This is a genomic window from Aquimonas voraii (assembly GCF_900101825.1).
In the GTDB taxonomy this organism is placed as follows: Bacteria; Pseudomonadota; Gammaproteobacteria; order Xanthomonadales; family Xanthomonadaceae; genus Aquimonas; species Aquimonas voraii.
Genome location: NZ_FNAG01000002.1, coordinates 368802 through 384095 on the forward strand (window position 1 = coordinate 368802; position 15294 = coordinate 384095).

The window sequence follows — 15294 nt, forward strand, 5'->3', positions numbered from 1 at the left end:
GGCAGCGATAAGCCCGGATTCATCGGCCGCGCGCCTATAGTCGATGCCCCCGCGGATGTGGCCCCGAGGCCGGATCCGGCGCCACTCCTCTCCCTCTGATCGGAGCCTCCATGCGCATTTTCGCCCGCATTCTTCTGACCGGCTTGTTCGGTCTTGCTCTTGTCGCCGCACCCATCGTGAAGGGCGCGCCGCCGCCCGAGCAGCGTCTGCAGGACGCTGCCCGAGTGCTGGACGAGATCATGCGCAGCCCCGATCGTGCGGTGCCCAGTCGTCTCTTGCGGGACGCCTACGCCATCGCTGTGATTCCCGACGTAGTCAAGGCGGGCCTGCTGATCGGAGGCCGCCGCGGGCGCGGCGTGGTCAGCGTGCGTACGCCGGACGGCACCTGGAGCCACCCCTCCTTCCTCACCCTGACGGGCGGCAGCATCGGCTTCCAAGCGGGCGTCCAGTCAACCGACGTCATCCTCGTGTTCCGCACTTCGCGCGGCGTCGACTCGATCGTCAACGGCAAGTTCACCTTGGGCGCCGATGCCGCAGTCGCCGCCGGTCCGGTCGGCCGCAATGCGCAGGCCTCGACCGACGCCGACCTGCGCGCCGAGATCTACTCCTACTCGCGCTCGCGCGGCCTGTTCGCCGGCGTGGCGCTGGATGGCGCCGTGCTGTCGATCGACCACCGTGCCAACCAGAGCAGCTACGGACGCAACGTGACACCGCGCGCGGTGTTCGAGGGACGCGTCAACGTCAGCCCCGACCAAGCGGTGGATTTCCGCGACCGCCTGGAGGAGTACACCAACCGCTGAGCCGGCTTCGGCGCCGACGCGTGGCGGGCGTCATCGTGTTGACGCTTCCGCTGCGCTATCCTCCCGCGTCTGTCTGACGGAGAACGTCCATGGGTGGTTTCAGCATCTGGCACTGGATCGTCGTGCTGGTCGTGGTGGTCCTGGTGTTTGGTACGAAGAAGCTGCGCAACGTCGGCGGTGACCTGGGCGCGGCGATCAAGAATTTCCGCAAGGGCATGCAGGACGAGTCCGCGCCCGATCAACGCTTGGCCGATGAGTCGCGCGAGAGTGAGAACGCCAGCAGCGAAACGGCCAGCAAGGCCGGCGATCGTCGCGACTGACCGCGGATAGGCGCGCATGTTCGACCTCAGCATCGCCGAAATCGGCGTCATCGGCGTGGTTGCGCTGCTGGTGCTGGGGCCCGAACGCCTGCCGAAGGCCGCGCGAACCCTTGGCTTTTACGTTCGGAAAGCGCGCCAGAGCTGGTTTGCCGTGCGCTCGGAGTTCGAGCGCGAGCTCGCCGCCGAGGAACTCAAGCGCAGCCTCAAGCTGGATGAAATGCAGGCGACTCTGCAGGACACCGCGAAGGAGCTCCGCAGCGACGTCGCTTCGGCGGGCGTCGTCCTGGGCGCCGCCGCCGCCGAGGCGCAGTCCTCGGTGCAGGCGGTCACCGGAGCGGACCCGCTGCCCGCGGCGCTCACGCAGTCCGTCGCGCAGGATGCGTCGGCCGGCGCGCTGAATGACGCGTTTGACGACCAGGGGCTGACGCCGGAAGAGATCGCCCGCCAGAGTGAACCCGAGAGCCCCTTGCCAGCCGACCTGCTCGAGGAGCCTCAACCGACCGAGGAGGCAAGGGCAGGGCAGTTGTCGGATTCGCAGGTTTTGACGCCATCGACGCCAGCGGGCGATGACGGCGCCGCCGACCAGAGGCCAGGTCGCGAATGAAGCAGTTGCCCGGACCTTCCGAGGGGGAAGCCGAACAGACTCTGCTTTCGCACCTCATCGAGCTGCGCGCGCGCCTGCTGCGCGCGGTGCTGGCAGTGCTGGCCGTGTTCCTGCTGCTGATGCCCTTTGCCAATCGCCTGTATGCGGCGATCGCCGAGCCGATGATTGCCAAGCTGCCCGCCGGCGCGAGCATGATCGCGGTCGACGTCGCCAGCCCCTTCTTCGCGCCGATCAAGCTGGCCTTCGTCGCGGCGATCACGATCGCCATGCCGGCCATCCTCTACCAGGCCTGGGCCTTCGTGGCTCCGGGCCTTTACCAGCACGAGCGTCGATTGGCCCTGCCGATCCTGGTGGCGGCCACCTCGCTGTTCTACATCGGTGCGGCCTTCGCCTATTTCCTCGTGCTGCCGGCGGTGTTCACTTTCCTCACCGCTGTCTCGCCGGAGGGCGTGCAGGTCGCGCCGGACATCAGCGCCTACCTCAACTTCGTGCTGGTGGTGTTTCTGGCCTTCGGCTTCAGTTTCGAGGTGCCGGTCGCCGTGGTCATTCTCGGCTTGCTGCGCTGGGTGAGCGTGGAGCAGCTCCGTGAGGCCCGGCCCTATGTCATTGTCGGCGCCTTCGTGGTCGCGGCCATCATCACCCCGCCCGACGTGATCTCCCAGCTGATGCTGGCGATTCCCATGGCCCTGCTGTACGAGCTGGGCATCATCGCCACGCGTATGCTGCTGGCACGCCAACCGGCACAACCCAGCGAATCCTGAGCGCGCCTGCCGTGCGCGCGGGCCAGGGCTGACGGCTCAGCAGTCGCGGACGCGGGCGAGGTAGTCCTCCAGGCGCCGCCCTTGGGGCCACTCGGGCTGCGGTTCGCCACTGTCGAGGCGCTGGATGCGGTCGACCCGGAAATGCCGGAAGTCCGAGCGCAGATGGCACCAGCCGACCAGGGTCCAGCGGTCACCCCAGAAGAACAGGCCCAGCGGATCGACCCGGCGCGAACTGGGCCGTGCCTCTGCGTCGGCGTAGTCGAACTGCAGCGGGCGGCGTTCGCGCAGCGCCCGCCGGAGCGGGCCCAGCCAGCGCCGCGTGGCGGGCTCGATGTGGAAATCCGGCACGTGCAGGGCCAGTGCCTGCGCACCGCTGGCCAGCGGCGGTGGCAGCGCCTCCAGGATGCGATCGCGCGCCGAGCGCGCGGCGCGCGCCAGGTCGCTGTCGCCCCAGGCCGCGGTGATCGAGAGCCCCAGCATCAGGGCCTCGATCTCTTCGATGTCGAATCGCAGCGCGGGCATCTTCCACCCCGGGCTCAGCCGATAGCCTTCGCCGGGCGTGCCGACGATGGGCACGCCCGAGGCGGAGAGGTCATCCAGGTCGCGATAGACCGTGCGCACCGAAACCTCCTCCGTCGCTGCCAGCTCGGCGGCGGTGCGGCGGCCGTGGATCTGCAGCTGGCGAACCAGTCGGAACAGGCGGTCGGCGCGGCGGCTCATGCGGTTTGCAGGTCCTCTTCAGGGCAGTCCATCGGCGCTTCCAGCCGCCAGGGCTCACGGAAGCTGTGCGCATACTCGCCGAAGGGGGTCTGCGGGCGGTAGCAGTAGAGCTTGAGGCCAGCCGGATCGCGGACCGCGAAGCCGCGATCGCCCCAGGCATGGTCCTTCAGCGGCATCCAGCTCGGCACCCCGGCGGCCATGAGGCGCGCGTGCAGGGCCTCGACATCATCGACCTGCAGATTGAGCACGGCACCACCCGCGAAGCAGGGCATCGTGTCCTCAGGTGTCGGATGCATCAGGGCCAGCTGCGGCGCGTAGGGTCCGCCCAACTGCAGCAGCACGTAGCCGGGTGCATCGAACAGCGCACGCGCATTGAAGTGCTGCTCGTAGAACGCTCGCGTGGGCGCGAGGTCCTCCAGCACCACGGTCATCAGGGCCTGCCTCGGCGGCGGCAGCCGGGTCCACAGCGCGGCGGGCGCGGGCGCCCGGTAGTGGCGCAGCTGCGCAGACTGCATGTCGATCAGGCCGAAGAAAGCGGCGATCGTGGGTTCGCGCCCTGCGTGCTGCGCGGCGCGCCGGGCATCCTCCAGCGAACGCCAGCGGATGATGTCGAGCCATTCGCCGTCCTCGCCACGGCCGAACTGCCGGCTGACGAATCCCTGCAGGCGCTCGAACGCTGCGTGCGCTGCCCAGGCGGCCTCGGCCATGCGCCGATCCGCCTCTGGGCTGCGCGCGCGGAAACTGACCTGTTCAATCACATCGCTCTGCATGCTGGCTCTCCGGCTGTGGTGGGGAGACCAGACTGATGCGTTCCTGCTGACAGCGGAATGTCAGCAGGGCGCCGCCCCTTGAACATCCGTTTCACAGCCTCATTAAGGGCACATCGCCGCCCGTCGGCCCCGCTTTCCTTCGGAGACTACCCATGCGCATGGACAAACTGACCTCGCGCTTCCAGCAGGCCCTGGCCGACGCGCAGTCGCTGGCGGTCGGCCGCGACCACAACATGATGGAGCCTGCCCACGTGCTGGCAGCGCTCATCGACCAGCAGGGCGGCAGCACGCGGCCGATGCTGCAGCAGGCCGGCGTCAATGCCACCGCCCTGCGGACGCGGCTCGGCGAGGTGCTCGATCGCCTGCCCAAGGTCAAGGGCCAGGAGGGCAACCTCGCCATCGGCAACGACCTCTCGCGCCTTTTGAACCTCACCGACAAGCTGGCCCAGCAGCGCGGCGATGCCTTCATCGCCAGCGAGCTGTTCGTGCTCGCCTGCGTCGAGGACCGTGGCGAGATCGGGCAGATCCTGAAGTCCGTGGGCGCTGATCGTGCCCGCATCGAGCAAGCCATCGACAAGCTGCGCGGAGGCGAGAAGGTGCAGAGTGAGAACGCGGAAGAACAGCGCCAAGCGCTGGAGAAGTACTGCATCGACCTCACCGCGCGCGCCGAGAACTCCAAGCTCGATCCGGTGATCGGCCGCGACGAGGAGATCCGCCGCACCATCCAGGTGCTGCAGCGGCGCACCAAGAACAACCCGGTGCTGATCGGCGAGCCCGGCGTCGGCAAGACCGCGATCGTCGAGGGCCTGGCCCAGCGCATCGTCAACGGCGAGGTGCCGGAAGGCCTGCGCGGCAAGCGCGTGCTGTCGCTGGACATGGGCGCCCTGATTGCCGGTGCGAAGTTCCGCGGTGAGTTCGAGGAGCGGCTGAAGGCCGTGCTGAACGACCTGTCGAAGAACGAAGGCCAGGTGATCCTGTTCATCGACGAGCTGCACACCATGGTCGGCGCCGGCAAGGCCGAAGGCTCGATGGACGCCGGCAATATGCTGAAGCCCGCGCTCGCCCGCGGCGAGCTGCACTGCATTGGCGCCACCACCCTGGACGAGTACCGCAAGTACGTCGAGAAGGACGCAGCACTCGAGCGCCGCTTCCAGAAGGTGTTCGTGGGCGAGCCGAGCGTGGAAGACACCATCGCCATCCTGCGTGGCCTCAAAGAGCGCTACGCCGTGCACCACGGCGTGGAGATCACCGACCCCGCCATCGTCGCCGCAGCCACGCTGTCCAACCGCTACATCGCCGATCGCCAGCTGCCGGACAAGGCCATCGACCTGATGGACGAGGCGGCCTCGCGCATCCGCATGGAGATCGACTCGAAGCCGGAGGAGATGGACCGCAAGGAGCGCCGACTGATCCAGCTCAAGATCCAGCGCGAGGCGCTGAAGAAGGAGAAGGACGACGAGTCCAAGCAGCGCCTGGCCGACCTCGAAACCGAGATCGCCAAGCTCGAGCGCGAGTTCTCCGATCTCGAGGAAATCTGGCGCGCCGAGAAGGCCGCGGTGGCCGGCACGGCCAAGATCATGGAGCAGATCGAACAGGCCAAGGCCGAACTCGACACCGCGCATCGCCGCCAGGATCTGGCGCGCGCGTCGGAGATCCAGTACGGCCGCATCCCCGAGCTGGAGCGCCAGCTGCAGGCCGCGGCCGAAACCGAGCAGAAGGGCTTCCAGCTGCTGCAGCAGAAGGTGACCGCGGAAGAAATCGCCCAGGTCGTCAGCCGCTGGACCGGCATTCCCGTGTCCAAGATGCTCGAAGGCGAGCGCGAGAAGCTGCTGCGCATGGAGGAGGTGCTGCAGCAGAAGGTGGTGGGGCAGGGCGAGGCCGTGCGTGCCGTCTCTGACGCCATTCGCCGCTCGCGTGCGGGACTGTCCGACCCGAACCGCCCCAACGGCAGCTTCCTGTTCCTGGGCCCCACCGGCGTGGGCAAGACCGAGCTGTGCAAGGCGCTGGCCGAGTTCCTGTTCGACTCGACCGACGCCATGGTCCGCATCGACATGAGCGAGTTCATGGAGAAGCATTCGGTCGCACGCCTGATCGGCGCACCTCCGGGCTATGTCGGCTATGAAGAGGGCGGCTATTTGACCGAGGCCGTGCGCCGCCGGCCCTACAGCGTGATCCTGCTGGACGAGGTCGAAAAGGCCCACCCGGACGTGTTCAATGTGCTGCTGCAGGTGCTGGACGACGGCCGCCTCACCGACGGCCAGGGCCGCACGGTTGACTTCCGCAACACCGTCATCGTCATGACCTCGAACTTGGGCTCGCAGATGATCCAGGAGCTGGCAGGCGACACGGAAGAGGACTACATGAAGATGAAGGCGGCGGTGATGGGCGTGGTGCAGGCGCACTTCCGTCCGGAGTTCATCAACCGGCTCGACGAGCTGGTGGTGTTCCACCCGCTGGGCCGTGCGCAGATCCGCGAGATCGCGCGCATCCAGACCTCCTACCTCGCCAAGCGCCTGGCCGATCGCCAGCTCAAGATCGAGATCAGCGACGCCGCACTGGACCTGCTGGGCAGCGTCGGCTTCGACCCGGTCTACGGCGCGCGGCCGCTGAAGCGCGCGATCCAGCAACAGCTGGAGAACCCCTTGGCCACGCGCATCCTGCGCGGCGAGTTCGCGCCGGGTGAGCAGATCCGAGTCGAAGCCAAGGGCAGTGAGCTGGTGTTCGAGCGTGTCTGACGCGCGCTCCGGAACCTCAACTGCGCCGGGCTTGTCCCGGCGCAGCTTTCTGGCCGCTGCGATTTCCGCCTTGACGCTTTCGGCCTGTGGACTGCCGACGCGCGAGCGGCCCGAGCGCGTGTTGTTCGTCGGCAACAGCCTGATCTATCGCAATGACCTGCCGAACCAGTTCGCGCAGCTGGCGAGCGCAGCCCTCGGGCGGCCGGTCGAGGCCGAAATGCTGGCGCGTGGCGGCGCGCACCTCAGCCATCACGTCGCCGCGGGCGTGGTGCAGCGTGAGCTTGCCAGCGGAGGCTATACGGCCCTGGTGATGCAGGAGTTCGGCGGCGGCCTGCGCTGCCACGCCGAGCTCGCGAAGTTCGGCTTCACCTGCCAGGCCTCGCATGCAGCGCATGCGGAGCTGGCGGCGCTGGCGCAGCGACACGGCGCACGTCCGGTGCTGCTTGGCAGCTACCGCATGGATGCTCGCGGTGCGGGCGTTCTCAGCCAGGCCGAGGCCGAGCTGGCTACGCGCATCGGCGCGCTGCACGCGGGTCTGGGCGACTTCCCATCGCTGCGCGCGGCGCATCCCGACTGGCTGTGGCTGGATCCGGACGACGGCCAGCACCCCGGCCTCGATCTCACCCTGCTGATGGCGTTGCGCACGCTCAGGGTTCTGTTCCAAGCGACGCTGCCCGCCGCCCCTCTTGACCTGCGCTATCGCGACTACCGCGGTTCCCAGCTGCCCGAACTGGATCGGCTGGCTTCGGCGCAGGCGATCGACGCGCCCCTGTCGCAGCGAGCACTGCGCGCCGGGGCGCTCGCCCAGCGGGTGCGCGCCGCTGGCTGGAGCCTGCCGCCGCAGGTGGGGTAGCGCGACGAGGGGGCCGCGCTTGCTCGCGCTGAGCCTCCGGCCTGCCCACGGGCTGCAAGGATGATGATCCGTCCCCGCTTTTGCCGCTTACTGGGCTGGAGACCCGGATGTCCCGGGTGACATCAGCCCCGAAGAGCGGGGTGCGCCATGAAAGCCCTCATCGTCTTCCTGCTGTTCGGGGCCGTGCTCGGCTCCGCCACCGCCACCGCCGACGTTGCCCCAGGCGGGGCTGGCGACACGGCACCGCTTGCCTCCATCGACCCGCAGTGGCTGCCCCGTTTCGCGACCGCGAAGGGCAGTGCCCCGGTTGCCTGTGCCGACTCCCCATTCGGCCGCTACGCCACGATGGGCGAGGATGCCGAGTACGTCAGCATGATCGCCAGCACCAATCTGCGCAGCCTGCAGGTGTACGCACCGGGGCCGGCCAACGGGGACGTGCTCGTGCAGGAGTTCAGTGGCGAACTTCTGCAGTCCGGCAATGTCGCGGGCTCTGACTTCCTCACCGCAACCGAGGCCGATCTCAACGGCGATGGCCGCGATGAGCTGATCACTGCGCATCGTGCGCACGGCTCCGGTTGGCTTCGGCTGGGCGTGTTCCGGCGCGGCAGCAACGGGTCGGTGAGCTTGCTGCAGACCTGGAACTTCCCGCGCACCTTCAGCCACGTCGAGATCAAGGGCGGCGACCTCGATGGCTCGGCGGACGGCGCGCAGGAGCTCGCCATCCTGATCCAGGGCACGAACCCGGCAGCGCTCGAGGTCTATGTGTTGACCGGCAACGCGCAGGGCCTGATCGCCGAGAACACCAGCGGTGGCTGGTCCGGTCGCTGGACCTTGAGCGGCACTTTCCCGGCGAGCTCGCTGGCGATCGGCGACATGATCCTGTCCGGCCGCGAGCAGATGGTGGTGGTGAACGAATCAGGCTCCGGCGGCACCCGGGCGCTCAATTACCACCTGCTGGAGTTCCAGCCCACCACCACTGCGCTGCCGCGGGCCACCAACAGCGTGGCGATCGGCAGCCGCAGCTTCGTCACTTCGATCGGCACCGGCTTCGAGACGGACAACGGCACCAGCATGTCGATCCAGTCCATCCGCAGCCTGCGTGCGCTCGCTGGCGACATCACCGACAGCGCCGCGGCCGAGCTGATGGTGCTGGTGCTGGTCGAGGGCTCGAGCAATTTCAACCGTCTGTTCGCGCGCATGCATCACTTCACCACGGTGCGCGATGCGAACAACACCATCACCGCCATCGACTTCTTCAGCCGCGATGCACAGCGGCCCTGGGACTCGAGCTACGCGGTGTCTGGCGAAAACCAAGGCGCGCTGATCAAGTTCGATGCCGCCTTCGCCAACATCGACCAGATATCGCCCAGCGAGTTCGTGCTGGCGATTGCGGAATCGCAGGACAATCGTTTGCGGGTGGACGCCTACAAGGCGCGCGTGGAATTGACGGCCGGCTTCCAGTGGCAGCGCAATGGCCGCACGGTCAGCTTCACGGATCGGTCCACCGGAAGGGTCAATACGCGGCGCTGGAACTTTGGCGACAACAGCGGCCCGCTGACCGATCTCAACCCCACTTACACCTTCGCGGCCGCCGGCACCTACAACGTCACCCTGACGGTCACGGGCTTCGACGGCCAGACCATGACTCGGACCCATCAGGTGGTGGTGGCTGACACCGGCAGCGGCAGCGGCGGCGCCGGGCCGGAGACCCGCTATGCAATGGATTCGACACCCTCGTACGCGGCGCATCTGGCAGTCGAGTCCGCGGCCAGCCTGGGCGCGCTGCGGCTGGCGGTGGGTGACATGGACAAGCAGGGCATCGCCGAAGTCATGACTCTGGTGAACGATCGCAGCCAGCAGTTGATCCGTTCGCTCTGGCGGCTCGGCAATCCGGCGTTGCCCGGCAGTTTCGCGGGACGCCATCTGGCCACACCCACTGCGGGCCTGGAGAACAGCGGTCGGTTGGTCCTGCTGGCCGCTGATACCGACGGCGATTCGGTGCGCGCACGGCTCGGTGCCGACTGTCGCCAGGTCGAGGAGCCGCAGGTGCGGCAGCTGGTCTGGCATCCGCCGTACTTCGAGCGCCTGCAGGGCGATGCTGAGAAACAGGCGGCCTTCGGCCAGACCATTTCGGGTCAGACCAGCCGCGAGAAGCGCGCCGGCAGCTTCACTTCGCATGACGTCTCGGCCTACGTCGGCGTGTCGGCCGGTTTCGACATCCTCGGAGTCGGCGTGGAGACATCGGTCAAGGCGACCGCGGGCTACAACTACCAGGCCAGCAAGGGCGCGATCCACGGCAGCGAGAACGGCTTCGCCCTGAATCAGGGCTTCTCTTCATCGTTCGGCGAAGCGCTGATGATCGTGGAGGAGAACAGCTTCCGCTGTTACAGCTACGACATCCGCGCCGAAGCCTCGGGCGTCGTGCCGAACAGCGGCATGCGGATGTGCGAGGTCGTGGAGGACTCGCGCGGGGTGTCCGCGACCACCGCGCAGTTCTGGGACACCACGGTGGCAGCGGCGGGCGGCGCCGCGCCGCCGGCGCAGTGGACGCCGCTGCATCGGGACTGGGCCAGCCTGAGCCTGTTCCAGCCGGTGACCACCAATGTCACGCCGGCCAGCGGCAGCAGCGCTGCCAGCGTCACCGACGGACGCTTCAGCACCTGGCTTGCCAGCAGCGCCAGCCGCAGCCTGCCCTATGTGCAGATCGACCTCGGCGAGGTCCAGGAGATCTCCAACATTCGCGTGTTTCCACGCGCCGGTCGGGCAATCGACCTCAGGGGCTTCCGGGTGTTTGCGTCGGAGACACCGATGAGCGGCGATGCGTTGCCCACGGGAGCGGGGGTGCGCAGCTTCGCGCCGGAAACCGGCGATGACATGGCCTTCGATCGCTGGAACATCTGGACCCGCAATCCGGCCGCGCCCTCGCAGATGCTGCGCGCGCGCTACATCCGCCTGCAGCATCCGGGCACCGCCGTGCTGAACGTGGCGCAGATCCAGGTGTTCGGTGACGTCCATGTCGAACCCCATCGCTACCCGCAGGACATCTGCGACCCCAATCGCAGCGACAACACCTTCCTCGCGCGCATGTGGAACCCGCGCAGCTCCGGCTGGGCCAACATCGAGGTGCGCGGCGAAATCCTCTGGAACGGCAGCGGCGACATGGACGGTTGCAGCAACTTCTCCGGCATGCAGCGCTGGAACATCTGGGCCGACCTGTTCGTCGGGAACCCGGGCACCTCGTCGTGGAACCTCAGCCAGGAGGGCGGCAACTACAGCGGCGACTACACTGGCTTCGAAAGCTCGAACCGGGTCGGCGCCGAGTTCGACATCGAGGCCGGGTTCATCGCCAATGTGCAAGCCGGCGCGGCTTACGAGTACAGCTTCGGCGTGACCGAAGAGGTGCAGACCCTGCAGTACTGGGGCAGCGGGCTGGAGATGGGGGGCACGATCGCGGGCTTTGCCCCCGAGTTCGGCGCTCTCGTCGGCACATGCCGTTACACCCCGCGCCCCTATGCCTACCGCCTGATGGACTACTCCAACACCGGCTACGAACACACCGTGTTCGTGGTCGACTATGTGGTGCGCCAAGGCAGCGCCAACTGGCAGCGCAGCAACGTGCCGGAGGTCTGCCTCAACATCCAGCGACCGCCGGAGGTGTTCGCCAACGGCTTCGAGTGAGCGGGCTCGAACACGGGTTACGCACGTGCCCGGCGCGCAAGCGCCGGGCACGTGCCGTATCTGCACCCGCGGGCTTCACGTCCGGCGGGCTTTCATTGGCGTGAAGGTTGCTGCGCACAGGAGCGCCCGGTGCGGTCTGCCGGGCGTCCGAGCAGTTCCTGTGACGCGAACGCCGCCGCCGACCCTCGCGTGGTGGCCCAACTTCGACTCCCGAATCCTGACTCTCAACCCATGCGCCTGACCTCAACACTCGCCCTGTTCCTCCCCCTGCTTCTCGCCGGCTGTTTCAACTTGGGTGATCGCCGCCAGCCGATCCCCTATGAAGCCGTCCCCGGCCGCGGCGAGGCCGACCGCAAGACCCTGGTGATCGTGCTGCCGGGGCGTGCCGACAACGTCGAGGTGATGCGCGAGTTCGGCGTGGCGCAGGCCATCCACGCGGGCTGGCCGGAGGTCGACGTCTGGCTGACTTCGGCGACGCTGGCCTACTACACCGATGGCGGCCTGCCCCAGCGTGTGCGCGAGCGTTTCATAGAGCCCGCCCGTGCGCAGGGCTACGAGCGCCTGATCCTGATGGGCGCCTCGATGGGCGGCATGGGCAGCCTGGTGGTCGACGAGGCGCATCCCGGTGTGTTCGAGCACGTCGTGCTGATGGCGCCCTACCTCGGGCGCAGGCGGGTGATGCGCGAGGTCGATGCCGCCGGCGGCATCAGGCAGTGGCAGCCCGGCCCCAAGCCCGAGGCGGTCGACCGCAGCAACTTCGATCGCGAACTGCTGTGGCGGCAGATCGCCAACTATGCGGCGGATCCTTCGCTGCGCAGCCGCGTCTGGCTGGCCTACGGCGAGGACGATCGACTCGCCGCCACCGTGCCGACAATCGCGCCAGCACTCGAGCCCGCGCAGATCCTGCCGCGTCCGGGTGGGCACAAGTGGGTGGTCTGGAATGCTGCAGCCACCGAGATCTTCGCGCGGCTCCGGCGGCAGGCGATGGCGCCGGGGAGCTGAGCTTGCACGTGCGGGCGCCGACGATCCCGGTCAGCCCGTGGCGAACCCGCGCCGCAGCTTGGGTGTCACCACCGGAATCGTCAGCATGGTGCTGGCCACCGCCATCAGCAGGAGCGCTGTGAAGGTCTCCGAGGTGATCACGCCTTTGTCCAGCAGGATATTGGCGAAGATGATCATGATCAGGGCCTTGGTCTGCAGCAGCCAGCCGATCAGCGAGGCCTCGCCGGGCTTCCACTTCAGGATCCGGCCGGCCAGGTGCACGCCGGCCAGCTTGCCGCTGACCGAGGCCACCAGCAGCAGCGCGGCGGCGATGAAGACCGTGGCACCGCCCATGTCCCAGTTGGTGCGCAGGCCGGTGGACAGGAAGAACACCGGCATGATCACCAGCAGCACGTGGTGGCGCAGCAGGTCCATCCGCTCCTGGTTGAACCAGCGGCTGTCCATCACCGCTCCGGACAGGAAGGCACCGACCATGTAGTGCAGGCCGGCCCAGTCGGCGACCAGGCCGTTCAGCGCCAGCCAGATCAGGCCGACGTACCAGCGGTCGCGCTCGGCGAGCCAGCGCATCAGTTTGCGGAACAGCCAGGCGGCCGCGAAGAAGCCGACGAGATACGCCGCCTGGCGGCCGATCCGCGTCCAGTCCAGCAGGATCAGGGCGAGCACGCCCCAGATCGCGATGTCGTCGAGGCTGGCGTAGCGCAGCACCCGCTGGCCCAGGGGCTCGCGCAGGATTTCAAGCTTTTCCATGAACAGGATCAGGATCGGCAAGGCGGTGACCGCGCAGGCCATGCCGACGCCGGCGATGAATTGCCAGGGTCGCGCGCCTTCGGCCATCCAGCCCTCCTGCCACATCAGCAGCACGGCCGCGGCGGCACAGCCGAACAGCAGGGGCATGCCCAGCGCGAGGCCTGCCGTGATGCTGGTTTCGCCGCGCTTGGCCCAGGCCTCTTCAAGGTCCAGCTCAATGCCGGCGATCCAGACGAAGATCATCACCGCCCACCAGGCCACGCCATTCAGGGCGGCAACCACTTCGGGCTTGAACACGAAGCCGTAGTACTCGGGGAAGGCCGCGCCCAGCACGCCGGGTCCCAGCAGGATGCCGGTGATGATCTGCACCACCACCAGCGGCGCGTAGTACTCGGTGCGGCCCACCCGCCAGATCAGGAACGGCACGGCGAAGATCAGCACCATGGCGATCAGGTAAAGCTCGGTGGTCGTGATGTGCATGTGTCGCTTGGTGGGAGGTTGATCGGGGACGGGCTGCGCTGAGGTGCCACAACGCCGCGAAAGGTAGGTCGAACGCGCCCCAAAAAGCGAGAGAGCCGGCGGACGCTGGGCGTCCGCCGGCTCCCGATTCACGCTTCCAACATCGGGCTCAGTTGCGGCGTGCGTAGGCGAACGCTGCAAAGCCGAGGGTCAGCAGGGCGAGCACGACCAAGCTGAAGGACCCGCTCGCCGGAACCACCGCGGGGCGCGGTGCGGCGCCAGAAACACCCGTGCCCGAGAGGGTGAAGGTGGGGCTGCCGCCGTTGCTGGTCACCGTCAGGGGCTGCGAGAAGCTGCCGAGTGCCGTCGGGCTGAACGCGTAGATCAGGGTGCAGCTGGCGCCGGCGGCAAGGCTGATCGGAGTCGCACTGCAGGTGCCGCCCGAGTGCGTGAACGGCGCGGTGGGAGCGGTGATCGCCGTAATCGACAGCGCCGAGCCGCCCGTGTTGCTGAGCGTGACGGTGGCGTTGCCCGAGGCGGACACCGCGATGTTGCCGAAGTTGAGCGCGCTGGCGCTCAGCGATGCCACCGGCGCGCCGACGCCTGCGCCCTGCAGGGTGAAGCTGGGGTTTCCGCCGTTGCTGGTGATCGCAATCGACTGGCTGGAGCTGGTGGCCGAGGTCGGCGTGAAGCTGTAGGTGAGGGTGCAACTGGCCGCCGGTGCCAGTGCGATCGGCATGGCGCCGCAGGTGCCGCCCGTCGCCGTGAACGGGGCGGTGGCCGCACCGATCGCGGTGATGCTGAGGCCTGCCGTGCCGGTGTTGCTCAGTGTGAGCGTGCCGTTGGCCGTCTGTCCGGCGACCACGCTGCCGAAGTCGACCGTGGTGGAGCTGAGGCTCAGGGTTGGCGTGCCGACCGGGCCCAGCAGCAGGAAGGGGAAGCCTTGGGCGGGCATGCCAGTGCCACCGTCGACTGCGGGCGCCCATGCCCCGCTGGAGCTTGTGAACTGTTGGCCGTTTCCAGTGATTCCCTGGCCAAGGATGCTGATGGGAGGTGCCCAAGGGCCGGATCCCAAGGCCCCAACAGACTGCCAGTCCAGCCAGTACGTCCCGGCAGGCAGGGTGACTCCGCCGAGGTTGACGGTCTGCGCCATGATGGGGCGGGTGGTGTCGGCGGCCGTCGTTTCAGTGACGCGATACGCGTTGGTCCACGCGCTGGCCGTCAGCCGGTTCGTGGTGGTGTCGCCGAACACGATGTTGCTGCCCATGGCGCCGGGTGGACCGTCCCAGATCCGCACATTCACCGCGGTGATCGTCGAGGTCGTCGTCGAGCCGGTCTGATAGGCGTACAGCACGGCACAGTTGAGCGTCCAGCCGCCCGCAGGCACGACGAACTCATCCGCTACTCGGTTATCGCCGCCGGCGCTCAGCTGGTGCCCGAAGCCGAGCGTGCCCAATCCCAGCGAGTCGGTCTGTAGCGTGCTCAAGTCGGCCCCCCCCCGTGCCGTTGCCGGTGCTCGTGACGAACTCGCCATTGCTGTAGATCTGGCTACCGCAGGCGGGCACGCCGGCTGCACTGCTGCCCGCGTTGGAGTTCAGGGGCGAGACCACGCTGACCAGTGGCTCGGACGGGTTGAACACTTCGGCAACCTGGGCACCCGCGACGTTCGCGAGAACCAGGGCGATGGAGCTGAGGGCGATTCGATTCATGGAGGATCCGTCGGCTTCTGCTGCGCTGGACATCGGACGAGCGCACAGCGCCGCAGGACGCAGTCCCGGCGGACTTCGCCCCAAAACTCTTGCTGTGTGTCCCCCGAGACTGATTGGCGGGCCTGGAGTGGGAGCC

Annotated in this window: 11 protein-coding genes and 1 pseudogene; 8 read left to right on the top strand and 4 right to left on the bottom strand. The window is 68.0% G+C overall.

The genetic code is table 11. The features are described from left to right. Nucleotides 1-110: 110 nt before the first annotated feature. The 4 genes and pseudogenes from BLP83_RS06220 to tatC all read left to right on the top strand — a co-directional run. Nucleotides 111-791: pseudogene (locus tag BLP83_RS06220) on the top strand (lipid-binding SYLF domain-containing protein); the annotation flags it as partial. A gap of 98 nt (nt 792-889) precedes the next feature. Continuing rightward, the gene (gene tatA, locus BLP83_RS06225) at nt 890-1120 is read left to right on the top strand and encodes a Sec-independent protein translocase subunit TatA (protein WP_091240207.1); all 231 of its coding nucleotides are present in this window, start codon (nt 890-892) and stop codon (nt 1118-1120) included. 16 nt (nt 1121-1136) lie between these two features. After that, nucleotides 1137-1724 (top strand): Sec-independent protein translocase protein TatB, encoded by a 588-nt coding sequence (tatB, locus tag BLP83_RS06230; RefSeq protein WP_091240208.1) that lies wholly within the window; start codon nt 1137-1139, stop codon nt 1722-1724. Beyond that, nucleotides 1721-2485 carry a twin-arginine translocase subunit TatC gene (gene tatC, locus BLP83_RS06235; protein WP_091240211.1) on the top strand — a complete coding sequence of 255 codons (765 nt, stop codon included), beginning with the start codon at nt 1721-1723 and terminating at the stop codon, nt 2483-2485. The genes tatB and tatC overlap by 4 nt, the downstream gene beginning before the upstream one ends. A 36-nt stretch (nt 2486-2521) precedes the next feature. Here tatC and BLP83_RS06240 read toward each other — a convergent pair whose 3' ends face one another. Together BLP83_RS06240 and BLP83_RS18850 are read right to left on the bottom strand one after the other, a co-directional pair. Next, nucleotides 2522-3205 carry a helix-turn-helix transcriptional regulator gene (locus BLP83_RS06240; RefSeq protein ID WP_091240213.1) on the bottom strand — a complete coding sequence of 228 codons (684 nt, stop codon included), beginning with the start codon at nt 3203-3205 and terminating at the stop codon, nt 2522-2524. Beyond that, entirely contained in the window at nt 3202-3975 is a 774-nt protein-coding gene (locus tag BLP83_RS18850) for a VOC family protein (RefSeq protein WP_218121206.1), read from the bottom strand. The genes BLP83_RS06240 and BLP83_RS18850 overlap by 4 nt, the downstream gene beginning before the upstream one ends. A 152-nt stretch (nt 3976-4127) precedes the next feature. Between BLP83_RS18850 and clpB the strand changes: the two genes are divergently transcribed. The 4 genes from clpB (at nt 4128) to BLP83_RS06265 (ending at nt 12243) form a co-directional block, all read left to right on the top strand. Beyond that, a complete protein-coding gene (gene clpB, locus BLP83_RS06250) occupies nt 4128-6710 on the top strand; it encodes an ATP-dependent chaperone ClpB (protein WP_091240216.1) in 2583 nt (860 codons plus the stop codon). 31 nt (nt 6711-6741) lie between these two features. Then, nucleotides 6742-7563, top strand: a complete 822-nt coding sequence (locus BLP83_RS06255; protein WP_143006562.1) for a hypothetical protein — start codon at nt 6742-6744, stop codon at nt 7561-7563. Nucleotides 7564-7710: 147 nt separating this feature from the next. Beyond that, nucleotides 7711-11241, top strand: a complete 3531-nt coding sequence (locus BLP83_RS06260; protein ID WP_245679971.1) for a PKD domain-containing protein — start codon at nt 7711-7713, stop codon at nt 11239-11241. 231 nt (nt 11242-11472) lie between these two features. Then, a complete protein-coding gene (locus BLP83_RS06265; RefSeq protein WP_091240221.1) occupies nt 11473-12243 on the top strand; it encodes an alpha/beta hydrolase-fold protein in 771 nt (256 codons plus the stop codon). A gap of 30 nt (nt 12244-12273) precedes the next feature. Here the strand turns inward: BLP83_RS06265 and BLP83_RS06270 are convergent, their stop codons facing one another. Together BLP83_RS06270 and BLP83_RS06275 are read right to left on the bottom strand one after the other, a co-directional pair. Continuing rightward, the gene (locus BLP83_RS06270; protein WP_091240224.1) at nt 12274-13470 is read right to left on the bottom strand and encodes a cation:proton antiporter; all 1197 of its coding nucleotides are present in this window, start codon (nt 13468-13470) and stop codon (nt 12274-12276) included. Nucleotides 13471-13618: 148 nt separating this feature from the next. Further along, on the bottom strand, nt 13619-14935 hold the full coding sequence (locus BLP83_RS06275) for a choice-of-anchor D domain-containing protein (RefSeq protein WP_176764035.1): 1317 nt from the start codon (nt 14933-14935) through the stop codon (nt 13619-13621). Between the last annotated feature and the right edge of the window lie 359 nt (nt 14936-15294).

Excerpts from the sequence above, each read along its gene's own strand:
- BLP83_RS18850 (WP_218121206.1), bottom strand. The coding sequence starts at position 3,975 with ATGCAGAGCGATGTGATTGAACAGGTCAGTTTCCGCGCGCGCAGCCCA.
- clpB (WP_091240216.1), top strand. The coding sequence starts at position 4,128 with ATGCGCATGGACAAACTGACCTCGCGCTTCCAGCAGGCCCTGGCCGAC.
- tatC (WP_091240211.1), top strand. The coding sequence starts at position 1,721 with ATGAAGCAGTTGCCCGGACCTTCCGAGGGGGAAGCCGAACAGACTCTG.
- BLP83_RS06270 (WP_091240224.1), bottom strand. The coding sequence starts at position 13,470 with ATGCACATCACGACCACCGAGCTTTACCTGATCGCCATGGTGCTGATC.
- BLP83_RS06260 (WP_245679971.1), top strand. The coding sequence starts at position 7,711 with ATGAAAGCCCTCATCGTCTTCCTGCTGTTCGGGGCCGTGCTCGGCTCC.
- tatA (WP_091240207.1), top strand. The coding sequence starts at position 890 with ATGGGTGGTTTCAGCATCTGGCACTGGATCGTCGTGCTGGTCGTGGTG.
- BLP83_RS06265 (WP_091240221.1), top strand. The coding sequence starts at position 11,473 with ATGCGCCTGACCTCAACACTCGCCCTGTTCCTCCCCCTGCTTCTCGCC.
- tatB (WP_091240208.1), top strand. The coding sequence starts at position 1,137 with ATGTTCGACCTCAGCATCGCCGAAATCGGCGTCATCGGCGTGGTTGCG.
- BLP83_RS06240 (WP_091240213.1), bottom strand. The coding sequence starts at position 3,205 with ATGAGCCGCCGCGCCGACCGCCTGTTCCGACTGGTTCGCCAGCTGCAG.